At 37.7% G+C, this 14,761-nt stretch carries 16 protein-coding genes; 7 read left to right on the forward strand and 9 right to left on the reverse strand.

The genetic code is table 11. The features are described from left to right. Nucleotides 1-909 precede the first annotated feature (909 nt). On the reverse strand, nucleotides 910-2,628 hold the full coding sequence (locus AAF462_03330) for a TIGR00341 family protein (GenBank protein ID MEM7008143.1): 1,719 nt from the start codon (nucleotides 2,626-2,628) through the stop codon (nucleotides 910-912). Nucleotides 2,629-2,732: 104 nt separating this feature from the next. Between AAF462_03330 and AAF462_03335 the strand changes: the two genes are divergently transcribed. Then, on the forward strand, nucleotides 2,733-3,383 hold the full coding sequence (locus AAF462_03335) for a hypothetical protein (GenBank protein MEM7008144.1): 651 nt from the start codon (nucleotides 2,733-2,735) through the stop codon (nucleotides 3,381-3,383). A 21-nt stretch (nucleotides 3,384-3,404) separates the two neighbouring features. Here the strand turns inward: AAF462_03335 and AAF462_03340 are convergent, their stop codons facing one another. The 3 genes from AAF462_03340 to AAF462_03350 form a co-directional block, all read right to left on the reverse strand. After that, nucleotides 3,405-3,929 (reverse strand): IPTL-CTERM sorting domain-containing protein, encoded by a 525-nt coding sequence (locus AAF462_03340; GenBank protein MEM7008145.1) that lies wholly within the window; start codon nucleotides 3,927-3,929, stop codon nucleotides 3,405-3,407. Between the two features lie 66 nt (nucleotides 3,930-3,995). Further along, nucleotides 3,996-4,763 (reverse strand): L,D-transpeptidase family protein, encoded by a 768-nt coding sequence (locus tag AAF462_03345; GenBank protein ID MEM7008146.1) that lies wholly within the window; start codon nucleotides 4,761-4,763, stop codon nucleotides 3,996-3,998. 107 nt (nucleotides 4,764-4,870) lie between these two features. Further along, nucleotides 4,871-5,281 carry a group III truncated hemoglobin gene (locus AAF462_03350; GenBank protein MEM7008147.1) on the reverse strand — a complete coding sequence of 137 codons (411 nt, stop codon included), beginning with the start codon at nucleotides 5,279-5,281 and terminating at the stop codon, nucleotides 4,871-4,873. A 128-nt stretch (nucleotides 5,282-5,409) separates the two neighbouring features. On the opposite strand from AAF462_03350, the gene AAF462_03355 reads away from it, so the two are divergent. The 3 genes from AAF462_03355 (at nucleotide 5,410) to AAF462_03365 (ending at nucleotide 7,089) form a co-directional block, all read left to right on the forward strand. Next, nucleotides 5,410-6,117: a class I SAM-dependent methyltransferase gene (locus tag AAF462_03355; GenBank protein ID MEM7008148.1), complete on the forward strand. Its 708-nt coding sequence runs from the start codon at nucleotides 5,410-5,412 to the stop codon at nucleotides 6,115-6,117. A 77-nt stretch (nucleotides 6,118-6,194) separates the two neighbouring features. Continuing rightward, nucleotides 6,195-6,599: a hypothetical protein gene (locus AAF462_03360; protein MEM7008149.1), complete on the forward strand. Its 405-nt coding sequence runs from the start codon at nucleotides 6,195-6,197 to the stop codon at nucleotides 6,597-6,599. A gap of 43 nt (nucleotides 6,600-6,642) precedes the next feature. Next, the gene (locus tag AAF462_03365) at nucleotides 6,643-7,089 is read left to right on the forward strand and encodes a hypothetical protein (protein ID MEM7008150.1); all 447 of its coding nucleotides are present in this window, start codon (nucleotides 6,643-6,645) and stop codon (nucleotides 7,087-7,089) included. Here AAF462_03365 and AAF462_03370 read toward each other — a convergent pair. Next, a complete protein-coding gene (locus AAF462_03370; GenBank protein MEM7008151.1) occupies nucleotides 7,086-7,784 on the reverse strand; it encodes a sulfotransferase family 2 domain-containing protein in 699 nt (232 codons plus the stop codon). The genes AAF462_03365 and AAF462_03370 overlap by 4 nt on opposite strands. Before the next feature lie 492 nt (nucleotides 7,785-8,276). On the opposite strand from AAF462_03370, the gene AAF462_03375 reads away from it, so the two are divergent. After that, entirely contained in the window at nucleotides 8,277-8,543 is a 267-nt protein-coding gene (locus AAF462_03375; GenBank protein ID MEM7008152.1) for a hypothetical protein, read from the forward strand. Between the two features lie 38 nt (nucleotides 8,544-8,581). Beyond that, a complete protein-coding gene (locus tag AAF462_03380; protein ID MEM7008153.1) occupies nucleotides 8,582-9,055 on the forward strand; it encodes a hypothetical protein in 474 nt (157 codons plus the stop codon). A gap of 153 nt (nucleotides 9,056-9,208) precedes the next feature. On the opposite strand, the gene AAF462_03385 is transcribed toward AAF462_03380, so the two are convergent. Both AAF462_03385 and AAF462_03390 read right to left on the reverse strand, forming a co-directional pair. Further along, nucleotides 9,209-10,939: a peroxidase family protein gene (locus AAF462_03385; GenBank protein MEM7008154.1), complete on the reverse strand. Its 1,731-nt coding sequence runs from the start codon at nucleotides 10,937-10,939 to the stop codon at nucleotides 9,209-9,211. Nucleotides 10,940-11,202: 263 nt separating this feature from the next. After that, nucleotides 11,203-11,463: a hypothetical protein gene (locus tag AAF462_03390; GenBank protein MEM7008155.1), complete on the reverse strand. Its 261-nt coding sequence runs from the start codon at nucleotides 11,461-11,463 to the stop codon at nucleotides 11,203-11,205. A gap of 335 nt (nucleotides 11,464-11,798) precedes the next feature. On the opposite strand from AAF462_03390, the gene AAF462_03395 reads away from it, so the two are divergent. Continuing rightward, nucleotides 11,799-12,110, forward strand: coding sequence for a hypothetical protein (locus AAF462_03395; GenBank protein ID MEM7008156.1), 312 nt, complete (start codon nucleotides 11,799-11,801; stop codon nucleotides 12,108-12,110). Between the two features lie 86 nt (nucleotides 12,111-12,196). Here AAF462_03395 and AAF462_03400 read toward each other — a convergent pair whose 3' ends face one another. Further along, entirely contained in the window at nucleotides 12,197-12,964 is a 768-nt protein-coding gene (locus AAF462_03400; protein MEM7008157.1) for a thioredoxin domain-containing protein, read from the reverse strand. A 144-nt stretch (nucleotides 12,965-13,108) separates the two neighbouring features. After that, nucleotides 13,109-14,761 (reverse strand): IPTL-CTERM sorting domain-containing protein (locus AAF462_03405; GenBank protein MEM7008158.1); only part of this gene is annotated, 1,653 nt, incomplete at its 5' end.

Here is a 14,761-nt window from a genome sequence, read left to right on the forward strand (position 1 = left end):
GAAATGACATAAGACGGTCAATCAATATCTTAGTGCCAGGACGAGGCTCCCCCTTGCATTTAAAAAGCTCATCATAGAAATCCTGGGGATCGTAATCATTAAAGTCCATTTTCAATAATTATGTTAACACTCTTTGTAGAGATTGTCTTTATATTTGACTACTCATGCATGTTTAATCAAGAGCTCCAAAAACTTTTGCGCCCCGGATCTCTTAAGGCTCTCAGAGGATAGGATAATAATAATCCGGGGCTTGGTTAAAGGTGCATGAATGCGAGAAATAAATAATAGATGGGGGCTGGAATGTCCCGATTCCGGCCCCCATCTATAAAAGGAGATAAGTAGAGAAATGAGCTCACCATTTCTTTTCTTACTTTTATATTAATAGCAACAACCGTGCCAAATAGTTATTTTAGAAAAAAATTGTTTGTTATGTGGGAATTACAGATATATACATATTAGAGCAGTTCTCAACACAAAATAGCATGTGCTTACAATCCATACACAACGACTTAAAATCTAAGCATCTTACTTAAATTATGAAGTCGTATAAAAAGAAAACCCCTCCCCCTTAACACCTCCCGGTAATTAAGGGAGAAGGGTCGAGAAGGGGACAAAAAATTTAATTTTCAAAAGTTATCATCCATCTGTAAATAAGATGAATTAGCTCTCAATCCTAAATTTTGGAATCAAGATGGAGCTTTTTGTTCCCCAATACTTTTCTTTTTCTTATTGTCAATTTGTAGGAGTTTAAGTGTGAGCAGCTATTTATCAGATTCTGAAGCCGATTCTCCTACCGCCTATAGAATAAATTATAGGTCAAACTGTTTTTATTGTAAAGAGCTAAAATAACCAAAGTTTTTTCAGCTTATTTAAGGAAGTATTAAAATCGATTGAACGATTAAGTTCTTATCACCAATATTTTTGGTCTACACTCTCTCTTAACCTTTGCTCAACCCTTTCAACATTCTTCTCATTGTATTCCTCAAAAGATTTGTAACCATCTGTGGTTATAATAGCTTCAGACTTATACCACATGTCCAGATTAACTTTTCTATCCATTTCGGCAGATAACTCGTCTTGTATCTTCAGTAAGTCGCCGGGACTAATAGGCTGAGTTCCAACAGTTTCTACTAAGGCATTTATTTCCTCACCCTCAAATGCTTTATGAACATTTAGCACAAATAGTTTTGGATAATTTCCAAACTTAGATCTCGTCAAAGAATCAAGATTTTTAAGTTCTTTCCTTTTTTCCGGACCTACATTCTCATAATAAATCCATCCATAGAGCATCTCGCCATTTCTATCAGATATTGTGGTTTTTAGCATTCTGACAATGAGGTTTATATTTTCATCATCTAGCTCTAGTTTCATCTTGTTCTCAAGTGATCTGATTTCGCTATCTGTTAAAAGTCGAAAGCCGGTTACTGTTGCCAAAACTGTAGGGCCTCTTGCTAGATCTATATACTCGGTATTTACAAGCCTCATTTTAGGCCAATTTGCGAGCTGTTCCAGCATTATTTGCTCTGACTTTCGAATGAGAATTTGGTCAGCATCTAAATTTTTGTTTAAGAAGAAACCGTCTAAGTTCTGATCAATTATGGTATTCGCGCTTCCAGTAGCACTAATATCATTAGAAATCATGCTTCTGACAATTAGCTCGATAGGCATATCAATTTTCTTCTCAAATGAGTCCTGAAGTTTTTTAATATCCTTTGGTGTCATTACAATTGGTGATCTCACAGAAGCCAATATATAGAGTCTGCCATCCTCAATATCGTAAACATAACTATCAACAGATGTTGAATGTAGTTTATCAAACTGCTCATTTAGTGTGGTCTCTATGGTTTCTTTTAGTTTTCTTTCTTTAACAATAGTTACTAGTGAGTATGTTAGAAAACTCGCGACGACAATAAAACCCATTAAAGCTAAAACAAAACTTCTGACAAAATTTTTATCTTTCCTCAGACTTGCCGCCGGACTCATACCGGCAGCGATAAACGTTGCTGACGCTACGAGTAGTATGGATAGAAAATTTGCGAAAAACAGCATAAAAGATCCAAAAGCCCCTCCGTAGTAGCCTAAAGAAAGACATATGCCTGTGTTAGACAATGGCGGGACAATGGCCGTTGCAATAGCTACACCAGGCAGTGCGGGGCTTACCTTTTCATCAATCATCGCATATGAGCCTGCAAACCCTGCAAGTACTGCTACAAATAGATCTAAGAGCGTTGGCCTAACCCGTGAGAGCATCTCCGGGGTAGCTTCAAGTGCCAGAGGTAAAAATCCCAATAGTGCTGAGAAAAATATTGCAAGCACTGTTCCAACTACAACTGACCTGAGTGAGTTGGCAAAAAGCCTTCCATCGCCAATGACTAATCCTAAAGACGAACCTATAATAGGAGTCATCAGCGGTGACACCAGCATTGCTCCGATGATGACTGCCGTACTGTTGGCTATTAGACCAAACGCAGCAATTAATGCTGAGGTGCTAAGCAAAAGGTAAAATCTAATACCCGGCTCAGAGCCTGAGGTAATATCCTTGACAACTAGCTGCCTTCTCTCTTTAGAAGTCTTAATCCAGTTTATCTTTAAATTTTTGAGTCTTGCTTCTAGGAATTTTTTTACCATCACGATAAATAATCTAACGGATAAAGCTTACAAATATCAAATGCACATTCTATCATCCGCTTTTATTCATAAGTGCTCTGGGTAATATTAAGCACGAGGTCATTATGAATGCTATAAGATTTGGAATTTACGCAGGCATTATTTGGACTGCACTATCACTTATTCTAATTGAGATGTCTGTTTTGGACGGTGCCTCAAGTGCTTGGGTTGAGCTTGATTTTAGGTTTTTAACAGGATTGACTCTAACAATTCTACACTGGCTGGACTGGGGCAATTCGGTATATGAAATTATTCAATATGCTCAGTTTGGCCTTCCAATAAGTGCAGTAAATGTGACAATAGCTGCTTTTCTAGGTTTTATAGACGGATTTGCCAGCGGGTTTTTTATTGCCATATATTTCAATGCAATTTCAATCATATTTGAAAGATATGATCTTCCAGCAACCTTAAAATTTGGTGTAGCAACTGGAAAAGTCTTTGGCATATGCTCTGGCCTATTAGGATTAGTAACTATGTATTATAATTTCTCAATTAAATCCTTTGACTTCTCAATAAGACCCATTTTTTTATTCTTTTCAGCAATCCCCGAAACTTCACTCACATCTATTAAAGACTCATATATGCTCTTCCCACATACTTATTGGGGAGTAGTGGAGTGGACACTATGGGGATTTGTCGATGGATTTATCGGAGGCGCAGCTATTTGCTTTCTTTTACTTTATATTAGAAAAAAGTTAAGACCTATTGAAGTTTAATTTATGAATTGATTCTACTTCTTATGCAGACTGTAATTTACGTCTGTAGACAAATAGTCCTGCTAGGCCAATTAAAACTACAAGCGCAATTAAGCCCCACTGAGATATTGTTGGAACTGGTGATACCCTAGAATTAAAGAATGTACATTGTCCTTCTGGAATAGTACCGTCAGAGGTACATGAAGCGATTAAATCACTAGATCCTAGTGGTATGAATTCAAAACCCGGGTCTCCTTCACAAACTACATTCTGTAGAAACCATCCTGGAGGTGTTACCTCATTTATAAACACTCCTGGAATATTTGATACTACAGATATTACAATTGAGTTATTAGAAGGATCTTGCAAGGTGAAATTAGGATCAACTGCATTTCCAGCTAATAAGAAATCAAACTCAGTATCATCTGCAGGGTCTGCCGATTTAATAATAGTTAGAGGACACTCGGGACCTTGCGCATTAACTTGATATGAGCAAATAAAAAAAGTGCTAAGTCCAAAAAGTATAGAAAGGAATAATAAATGATGGAAATTTAGTTGTTTTAACATTTTTATATCCTCCGTTTAAAGCTAGAAATCATTATAACATAAAGTCTAATCAGACAAACTGCTTTTTTATCTTGGTCTGACATCAATATTACTAAATATATATTTACCAGATCTATCAATTCTAACATTTGGGAGTTTTCGATTCTCTTCAAAAATATCGTATCCCTGTTTTAGATTGAGCCAGAATGGATGTAAATTCTTATAGTTTTCCCTTAATTCTTCAATCTCTTCATCATCCAATCTTGATGGGTAAATATGAACAGGAATTGTATTTTGTCCATTGTTTCTGGCATCTAAGGAGATGACATAGATCTCCTTTATCTTATCATCGGTTATTGCAATACAGCCAACACTTACACAATCCCCATGAATAAAAATATCACCGCCTGGTCTAGTTTTGTGCCCGAGTTTTTTATCAGATTGATTGGGATAATTTATTCTTAAGGAAAGAAAGTAGCTGCTATTTGGGTTGAAACGGTCTATATGGTAAAAACCCTCTGGAACTTGATGATCCCCCTCCTTTCTTTTTGGGCCAAGACTACCAGATGCATAACAAATCCCATAGCTTTTTATTAAAACATAGGCTTGGGTTTCACTAGACCAAGACCATAGTTCGAGTATTTTTTGTTTCTTAAATATTCTGATATAAATTTTCTCTGGGGGATATGAAATACCTTTGTCTAAGTATAACTCTTTAAGATATTCTGCTTTCTCAAGATAGGCTACTTTAACTCTTGGATATCGCAGCTGATCTTGCTTAAAACTATTTCCAATTGCAAGTGCTGAGGTAGCATGAATCAATGCAAAGCAAATTAAAATAACTCTTTGTAACATATTTCACTCTTGAAACAGTACTTTAATTATACCTGAAAGAGTGAATATATTATTTGGTTAATAACAGAAATGGCATTGCAAGATAATTTTAAAATTGATAATATTAGCTATAGTTCGGTACAATCTCCGATTTGGCCGATTCTAGTTTGCATGAGCTTGGCTATGGAGCTTGAACGCTCTTTTGCCAAAGTGGCTTTGGTCCCTGAGTAGTTCTCATCCAAGGTTTTATGAAAAAGATGTAACCAGCGTGTAAAGTGCTGTTTTCTAAGCGGTATCTGTTTATGAAGGTCATAGTGCGCTTCCATGGCCTTTGGACCCCTCTTATATACCGGTTTTTGAAAAAGTATAGTTTCCCAGAAATCTGCTATGATAGGTAAATGGATCTTTAAATCAACCTTGGCATAGTGAGTGAATATAAAACCTATAACAGGGTCAACCATCATGCGCTCATAAAAACTCCACATTAGCCTATCAATATCTTCTCTGGATTCTATGTCCCTTAGCTGTTTGCTCATCATATCTCGGGCGATAGTTTACCAGAAATATCAGAATTGTGAATAACCTGGACCGAAATTGTCCAGATTACAAGATATCCCAATAAATAAAGGTCTATGAGATAAATTGAAATAGTTTATAATAAAGGCTCATGAATACAGAATATAATCCCGAACAAAGATTTAATGAAAGGGCGGTTAGATATGATGATGAGATTGAAAACATCATTCCCGGCTACCGAGCCCTCCACGATTTATCACATAATATCCTCAAAATATCCCTACCAAAAGACGCTCATGTGCTAATCGCAGGATCTGGCACTGGCAAAGAGGCTATTCAATATGCCTTTGAAAATCCCAAGTGGAAGATTACAGGATTTGATATAGCTGAACAAATGATAAGAACTGCAGAAGAAAAAGTTAAAACTTATGAGCTTCAAGACCGTATTGAGTTTATTCATGGAGATATTCGTAAAGTGCTAAATAGAGAGTTTGATGGAGCAACTTCAATCCTAATCGCCCACTTCATGCCAATTGATGAGAAAAAAGAGTTTATAAAGTCTATAGAATTGGGGCTAAAACCTGGTGGAACATTTATACTTGCAGATATATGCAAAGATATTAATTCTGATTTATATGAGAAATTCTTATCAGTATGGAAATCATTCCAGCTCCAAAACAGAGAAGAAAAAGATGTACAGGAAATGTTATCTAATGTCAGAAACAATCTACATTCAATAACTCCAGAAGATACAATCGCACTTTTAGAGAACAATGACTTCAAGAAAATTAATCACTTTTGGAGATCTCTTTTGATAAACGGTTTTGTTGCTGAAAAACGGTTTGAAAATCCAGATTAATATATAAAAAATTCCCACTCGATTTTTAGTTTTTTTTTAATTATAATAGCTCTATGCAAATTGGGCTCACCTTTGCTTTGCTAGCCGTGATTCTTCTATGCTCATGCGACAGCGAAATCACCGGATCAGTTAGTTCAGAGACTATTCCAAAACAAATTAGCGCTGGTTGTGCGCTTGATCAAGACATTGCACATAGCGATTGTCCTGCTATAGAGATCACAAATATATGTGATCCTTTTTTATGCAGAGTTGCCTCCGGACAGGTAATTGAAGAGGAGATAGAACTCGCTTCTGACTATACACTTCCTGAATGCGAGCGCGAATGCAGAGCTATGGACTGCAGCACTATTGAATGTTTGGACAGTAATGTTTATAGCGAACTTGATGTGGCAATAGGTCAAGATGGTGAGATAAGCGTTACCGGCATATTAAACAACGAGATAGTTTTTACCTGCCTCTCCCGCACCGCCTGCGGACAATAAATATCTTACTGCATATTCACTATTTTTCATTTATAATTTAAATATGAAACATACTATTATGGTATTTGCTCTTATGTTAGTAATAGCTGCATGTAGTAATAACTCCGGTACAAATAATAATGACAGTCAAATAAACTGTTTTACAAAACAAGAAGTATCAATGAGCGATTGCCCTGCAGAACTGCTAACCAATATATGTTCAACCTACACATGTCATTCGAGTATTGGAAATATTGCAGTGGATTCTATTTACCCACCTTGCGCGGCTGGTCCATTGAGCTGTCAGTTCGTTGATTGCTCAACTTTGATATGCGGTCAATCAATAAATTATGATATAACAATAAATGAAGATGGACTCAACTACTCATTTGATACCACAGATCCAATGACAGGAGAACCAATTGAAGTACGAGTAACTTGTTTGCAAGAAGGTTTTTTAAGTTTTGATTGTGGACCCGAAGGACTTATTACCCCTAATGATATTTATTAAAAATCATAGCCGTGCATTTTGATTTCCTGATCAAACAGTTTCGCTACTGCGTCTTTTTGATCAGGTGTATAGACCTGTTGATAAGGCCTTCTGTCTTTTCGGTAGTGTGATTTTTCTGTAGGTCCTAGCGAACCTTCAAAAGGAACCCCAAGTTCTTTAAAAACTTCTCCAAGCTCATCGTTTAAATTCTCATATCTCACTACTCTGTCTACTATAATATTATTATCCAGATCAGTGTATTTCGTATAGTTATAAGGAAGCTCTGCAACTTCTAAGTATTCTTCAAACGATATGTTCTTATCATATTTGCTATAACGCTGCCTAACAAAATGATAGTGTGAAAGCACTTTATCCCAAGGGTTTCTTTCCACCGTAAATTTAAAATAATTGTCCCAAATATCCTTGGAGATTCTGTCTTTAACATCCCTTGCTTTAATATGGGATTGAAATTTTTTAAGTGTTAGGAACCTACCCAGAGCTCTTACTATTTTAGCAGGTGAGTCCTTTTCCAATAGCTCAGGAATTGGATTATATAGACCCCTATAGTTTCTGGGATGATATGGGCGTTCAGGTCTATCGATTGTACTGATAATATCATTCTCAGCGCAAAGATCAGAGAGATAAATTTGAATACTAGAGCCTGCGGTCTTTCTTGTCTTTATGAATATAAACTTATATTTATGTGAAATAATCATTTAGATTGAACTAACACTTTGGCTGAGATATTAAAATTCTACCTAAGTATAAGTCTGTTGAACATAGTTAGTAATCCCTACAAAGTACATATTAGAGATTAATTTATAAAGTGGTGTTCAGATATTATTTCATTATATTTCTTTGAAACACGTCTAATCTCCTTACCTCACTTAATATCATACTTACCGACGGTTAAACAGTGATTAAGAACATGTTAACAAAAAGTTTGGTATATATAGAGTCATGCTGGCTATTTCAAATATTAAAATATACTATCTGTACAATTGTTTTCAGCACTTCATGTCTAGCCTATGTCTAATATTTTTGTGTGTAAAACTAACAAACAAATGGCATAATAAAGTCATAATATCAACCTAACTGCCCTATATTACTAAATAATATACAATTTCAACAATTTTTACAAAAAACCCTTGACAAAGCTGTGACATCATTATACTAATATTATACATTCATTAGACAAGGAGAATAAAATGATTAAATCTTTACCAGATATCGAGTCATACGATCACATAGTAAAAAGACTGTTTAAGGAAATTGAACAGATCGATGCTGAGTCATTCAACCTATACAGCTACGCTGCTAAATTAGGATTGGGTCAAAAAGAAATGGAAACACTTTATTACCACCTAAAACGAGGTGAGATTATTGAGAATGTTTCCGAGCGTGAAGTAAGAATTTCCAAATATGGTCACATGATGTATAACGGACAGATTAATAATGGCTATGTGCCAATTTAGATGAACGAAAATAAAAACAGATTAAGGAGGCATCAAAAATGAATTTTCTCATTATTTTAGCAACCGGTTTAATAGCAACAGGGCTTATGTCTTTACTGCTAACTTTTATAACTAGGTCAAAATTTGCCAATGCCGACATGGTAAGAGCAATTGGTAGTCTGTACACCGGATCATATGAGAATGCTCTTGTTCCCGGGCTGGTGATACAATTTAGTTCAGGAATAATTTTTGCCTTCTTATATTTTATGGTGATGAACTTCTTTTTCACACCAACGCTTCTAAGCGGAATATTAGGGGGATTAATCATTGGTCTTGCTCATGGCATTATTGTTGCTTTTGCGCTTGTAATTACAGTCGCAGAGCATCACCCAGTCGAAAAATTTAGACAAGCAGGCCTCACAGTTGCTTCCTCACATATAGCAGGTCACGTAATATTCGGTTTAACCGTAGGTGTAATATATGCAGCAAGCAAGATAGAGGTAATCAGCTCTGCCTTTGCTTACTCATTTTAGATAAACAAAGACATCCTATACCTTCCACCTCTCTATCCCGACCCTGAATTGGAGCTTAAATGACTCAGTTCAGGGTTTTTCTTTATAGAGAGATATCCCCAGATCCCATAGGAAGAACCTGGGGGATATCTATGATCAATTGAATTAGAACTACTATTTAACCCTAAAAACATTATCGGGTATTTCACGATCTATATCTGTGTTTCTCCTGATAATGTCTGACAGCTTGGTTCTTTCTACTTCTCTGATTTCATCTCTGGATAAATCTTCTTCATACCAATACCTATCGCCGTCTCTAAGTGCTTCAAACTGTCCGATTATGATTGTTGAGAACAGCTCCCCTAAATGTGAGCCAGGTAGTGGATCCTCAGCAAGTCCACCAACCCATAGATCTATGTCATCCACGCTATCATAAACAGATGCTAATCTTTCTTGTATTTCTGGATCTGAGCTGACGTCTTCAAATCCTTGAGCTCTGGCTAGGCCTAAAGCCTCTTTTGTGTCATTATAGCTAGGTAGTCCGTGATCCCTACCCCTTTGAATGTTAAGAGATGGAAGATCAAAACCGCCCGAGCCAGGTTGTCCAAAGAGAAAGTTCCTCACATCATCAACAACAAATGAATCTATGCGTTGACATTCCTGAGCTGCAAGCCCTCTTAGGATCGGTTCAATTCCACCTTCCTGCGTAATCCTAAACGGAGAGAAAAACGCTTGGCTGAGTGATATATTCCCCTCAGGAATTTCATTTCCGTTTGAGTCAAGTCTCAAAAGAACAGGACTCAAGGCGCTGTGTCCAAATCTAAATCCCGCGGTAGAAAACATATTTCTGATGCTAGCATCAACATTTTTGTCATATCTTCTATACCTTTTTAGAGGCCTATCGCCTAATAGTGCAGGTAAAAACTCATTGTAAGTTATGACCTGCATCTGAGCTCCAACTATCTGTCTAGCTTTTTGATAGATTTGCTCCCCATCCCATCTTGGATTACGCTCGGCATATTCTTCGGCGAGCCTGTTGTGCTCCCTCACAAAGAGCGTATGCATCACTATAAGCCCTATCTGCTCATTTGCCCTAAGATCTCCTGCTAAGAATAGTGTCGGATCTTCACCACCTGCATTAGGAAGTCCTTCAGTATTAAAAGGCAAAAGATTTCCTTCACTTGTTTTAAGCTTTCCGGTGCCGTCGTTTGTCCTAAGAGCATTTGCCCTTTCCTCATCAGAACCGTATACATTTGATGCATCAATCCAAGCGGTTATCTCATTTTCCTGTTGACGAGGATTGTTCACATCAGTTCCTGTGGACCTATTATAGATCGATCTATTAAGAGGAATAATTTGGATTCCCGTATTCTCAGGATCAAAAAAAGGATCGCCTGCGGGAACTTGTATATTTGCAAATTCTGGAGGATCTGTTCCTTCAGTAAGGTCAATATCATGATCTAAAAATTGACCCCATTGCCACAAATAATCACTTGCCTTAAGACTATTTAGAATTGACCCATCTTGTGACACTACTGCATTACTTATAGCTCTTGGACTTGGCCTATTCTCTCCTGCTAATGAAGAAATTCCGTCACTATAATCAGAAGGTACTAGTCTAAGTAGATCGGTATGGGCTGCGCCCATTTCCTCATTCCTACGATTGTTATTACTTCCGTCAATAGTTCTGACAGATTCATCACCGCCTTTAGGTCTTCTTTTTCTATCGCCTCTATTCTCCTGGAAGAAGATATTACGTTGGATAGAAATAGATTCTTTCTCTCTTCCCTCTTGGGCAAAAGACTGTGACATAAAACTAAAAGAATGAAATAAAAGTACTGATATAATCGCTACCCCGCCCAAAACTATGCCTATGGTCAATAAAGACTTAAAGTTTATTTGCATATGCCTTCTCCTTTAACACTAGTTTGGTTTATTCGCTACACTACTACTTAAATTTTCTGATAATTGGTAATTAGGGAGGGAACCCGTATATAGCTTCAATTTTTTCTCCACATCTGTTTTAGAGCTAAACGTAAGAATTTTGCCTTAAAAGTAAGCCCCGGAATCTTCTCATAAATTCCGGGGCTTTGGATGGTGGAGGAGAAGGACTACCGTCCTTCAGAAATATGTTCTTTTGCTTTTCTTAAGCCCACCTGGAAAGGCAATTAATATCCGCCCTTACAGTTAGGGTCTTCTACACAATCTGTGTCTTCACAATCTATTCTCGCATCACCGTCGTCATCGGCATTATTCGAGCAATCTTCTTTTGCTTCTTTATCAGCAACGATCGGTGCGTCTACGCTATCAGTTACCTCTGTTACTGTCTCTGCGCTTTGTTCTGCAGCTTGATCTTGACCAGCAAAAGCAAGCGGCCCCGCTATTACTACTGCTAGTGCTATGAGGATAGAAAGAATTGATGTTCTCATTTCTATCACCTCCTGATATTTATTTGCCGGACATGTAACGGTAAGCCGACAATTCTTTAATATTTGCAACCTTCATGCCAATACCGCTTATTGCCAAAATATTCAATAATTAGAGATTATTAGAGAGATCAAGTGCCTGTTGGTTGGAATTAAATTAAGAAATTTGTGGAATATCACCAACTTGAATTTGTTTATATTGCACAATTTAGAAACTATAGACGCTGTCAAATCTGTCTATATAGCTATTTTTATTGCATTTTAGTTATTTGGCATTCTTATTGCACAAGAACAGTTTTAAAGGAGATAGAGGAAATTTTGTTATGGAGGTGATTTTTGTGAGATCACTGCTAAATGTCACAGTTCTAATATCTTCTGTTCTTAGCATTTTTTCTACCACATTGGCACTTTATGACATGCCGGAAATTAAGGAAAAGGTAGCTGCAGTTGAGAATGGAGAAAGAATTAGTAGAGCTAATACTCAGAGTGAAATGAAAAGAATATACATTTCACACGATGCTTCAGAAGATAAAGCTTCTATATTGGAAATAGCTACAATCAATAAGAGCCTCAGTTCAGAAAACAAGAATGATCATATTAATGTTTTTGGAGTTAGTGTTCCAGATAAAACTGGGGACAGTAAAATTTAGTGATAATAAATGCCCCTGGAGACTAGTAATAATCTCCAGGGGTTTAAGAGAAGGAATATAATGACTTAATGATTTTTAAGTAATTCTTAATTTGCCTCTTCTAACTTTTCATCAATATGTTTTTTAAAGACTGAATATGGCTGGGCTCCAGCTACAAATACTCCTGTTATTTCATCACCATCAGTAGTTCTGCCTATGAAATAACTCGGCGTTCCTCTAACGCCGTATTCCTTGCCAGCTTCCATATCAGCCGTAATTTCTTTTTCATTATCCTTGTTATTTACGCAAGCTTGAAACTTAGCTTTATCAAGCCCTATCTCATCGGCTGAGGCCAATACATCATCTGGAGTCAGCTTCTTAGGATTTTTAAACAAGAATTCATGAACTTCCCAATACTTACCCTGCTCTCCCCCACAGTTTGCGGCAAGTGCTGCAGGTATGGCATTTTTATGAAAACCAAGCGGAAAATCCCTGAATACAACTCTGACCTTACCTGTCTTTACGTATTCCTCATCAATTTTAGTCATTACATTGTCATGAGACCGTTTACAAAACGGGCATTCGTAGTCGCTAAATTCAATAATTGTAATAGGAGCATCCTTATCACCTTTCATTGGATCATCATCTATGCTGACGACTTTCTCCACTACTGGTTGTTCAGCAGGAGCGCTAGGTCTTGCTGCCTGAGATGGATTTGACTTGAGAGTTTTAATTTCAGCTTCCATATCTTGTACATCTTTTGTGAGGGCTGCTATCTCAATTTTCATATTCGAACGTTCGTAAAGAGCCCACGCGCTAAGCATTACACTTAACAGTACTGCAACACTTATTATTGTTAACAATAAAGTTTTCATTCCTTCACCTCTAATTGAGTTAATTTGTACTATATAATATACCTACGTTTTCAGAAATAAAAGCGGATCAACTTAGATGCATATAAATATAAAAAAGGCCCCTTATTTTCATAAGGAGCCTTTTCTTATAATATCCGTTATTTATTATACTACGTTGTATTTTTGACGTCTGGCAATTACATAAAGACTAAAGATACCAAGAAGCCCTGCCATAACTATTAGTCCCCATTGACTTATAGTAGGAACATTTCTTGTAGCAGGCGGTGTCTCTCCGCATTCATCAGGGAACTCAGTGCACATGGTACCTTCACCTTGAAAACTACCACCTAAGTTTTCACACATGACCATCGTAGTCTCAACACATTTCTCGGGGTCAACTTGCCTACTTGCTATGAAAGCGGATTCTTCGGCTCCATTTAAGAAACAGCATCCACCATCTGGGACTATACAATCGCCTGAACCGCAGGAAGTGTTTTCATTATATAAACCATCGCAGTTACTTTCGAGAACATTATCTCTACAAATATCATCTTCAAGACAGCATCCAGTAGGAAGGGGACCGCAAGTGTTTTCAATATTACACATCTCATTCGGAGTGAAATCTCCGTTACGGCCTGCACATACTACATTAGTTACATCTTCACAAGTATCACCAATTTCACAGCAACCATTCACAACCAGTGGGTCACCACAGCCGCCAAAAATGTTACAGCTTAATGCAGCTGAAAAAGTGCCGTCACAGTCACTGTCAAAAACTGGGGATTCACATGTATCATTCTCTGAGTCTACACAACAGCCAATAGGATCTGCATTACAGCCCTCTGCGCAAGTTGCATTAGCCTCAAAATCACCGTCTTCACAGTTACTCTCTAGCACTCCTTCTTGGCACATATCTAGCGTTCTACAACACCCAACTGGCTCGGATTCACAGCCTCCGGTATCACAACCTGCATTAGCTTCAAACTCACCATTTGCACAATTAGACTCTAGCACTCCATCTTCGCACATATCTGAACCTTGTCCTGTTCTGCAGCATCCTGTAGGCACAGTGTTACATCCTTCACTACAAGTGGAATTCGCCTCAAACTCGCCGTTAGTGCAGTTACTTTCCATAACACCATCTTGACACATATCTGCTGATGTTCGGCAGCAACCAATAGGTTCAACAACACAGCCTCCGGTATCACAACCTGCATTGGCTTCAAACTCACCATTTTCGCAATTAGTCTCCAGCACTCCGTCTTGACACATATCAATTGATGTTCTGCAACATCCAGTTGGTGTATTGTCACAACCTTCATTTTCGCAAGTTGCATTTGCTTCAAACTCGCCATCAGGACAATCACTTTGTAATACTCCATTTTCGCACATATTTGCCGACTCTCGGCAACACCCAACTGGTTCTGTGAGACATCCGGTTGAACAATTGGCATTAGCCTCAAAATCTCCTTGACATTGACCTTGATCAATATTTTCCTGACACATAGTAGGCGATGTCCGGCAGCATCCAGTCACTGGTGGTAGGCAGCCGTTAACACAATCTGCATTTGCTTCAAATTGTCCTTGGCATTGACCTTGTTCTACATTATCCGAGCACATATCTGGCGCTGTTCTACAACAGCCTGTAATTGGGGGTGGACAACCACCTTGACTACAAAGTGCGTTGGCCTCAAAATCTCCTGCACAATCACTCTGTATTATATTATCAGAACACATATCCGGCGCTGTTCTGCAGCATCCTGTAACCGGTGGAGGACAGCCGCCTTGGCTACATAAAGCGTTTGCTTCAAAATCTCC

This window comes from Thermodesulfobacteriota bacterium, assembly GCA_039028315.1.
Lineage (GTDB): Bacteria > Desulfobacterota_D > UBA1144 > Nemesobacterales > UBA2774 > CR02bin9.

Coding starts and splice junctions, on each gene's coding strand:
- AAF462_03330 (MEM7008143.1), bottom strand. CDS start 2,628: ATGGTAAAAAAATTCCTAGAAGCAAGACTCAAAAATTTAAAGATAAAC.
- AAF462_03335 (MEM7008144.1), top strand. CDS start 2,733: ATGAATGCTATAAGATTTGGAATTTACGCAGGCATTATTTGGACTGCA.
- AAF462_03340 (MEM7008145.1), bottom strand. CDS start 3,929: ATGTTAAAACAACTAAATTTCCATCATTTATTATTCCTTTCTATACTT.
- AAF462_03345 (MEM7008146.1), bottom strand. CDS start 4,763: ATGTTACAAAGAGTTATTTTAATTTGCTTTGCATTGATTCATGCTACC.
- AAF462_03350 (MEM7008147.1), bottom strand. CDS start 5,281: ATGATGAGCAAACAGCTAAGGGACATAGAATCCAGAGAAGATATTGAT.
- AAF462_03355 (MEM7008148.1), top strand. CDS start 5,410: ATGAATACAGAATATAATCCCGAACAAAGATTTAATGAAAGGGCGGTT.
- AAF462_03365 (MEM7008150.1), top strand. CDS start 6,643: ATGAAACATACTATTATGGTATTTGCTCTTATGTTAGTAATAGCTGCA.
- AAF462_03370 (MEM7008151.1), bottom strand. CDS start 7,784: ATGATTATTTCACATAAATATAAGTTTATATTCATAAAGACAAGAAAG.
- AAF462_03375 (MEM7008152.1), top strand. CDS start 8,277: ATGATTAAATCTTTACCAGATATCGAGTCATACGATCACATAGTAAAA.
- AAF462_03380 (MEM7008153.1), top strand. CDS start 8,582: ATGAATTTTCTCATTATTTTAGCAACCGGTTTAATAGCAACAGGGCTT.
- AAF462_03385 (MEM7008154.1), bottom strand. CDS start 10,939: ATGCAAATAAACTTTAAGTCTTTATTGACCATAGGCATAGTTTTGGGC.
- AAF462_03390 (MEM7008155.1), bottom strand. CDS start 11,463: ATGAGAACATCAATTCTTTCTATCCTCATAGCACTAGCAGTAGTAATA.
- AAF462_03400 (MEM7008157.1), bottom strand. CDS start 12,964: ATGAAAACTTTATTGTTAACAATAATAAGTGTTGCAGTACTGTTAAGT.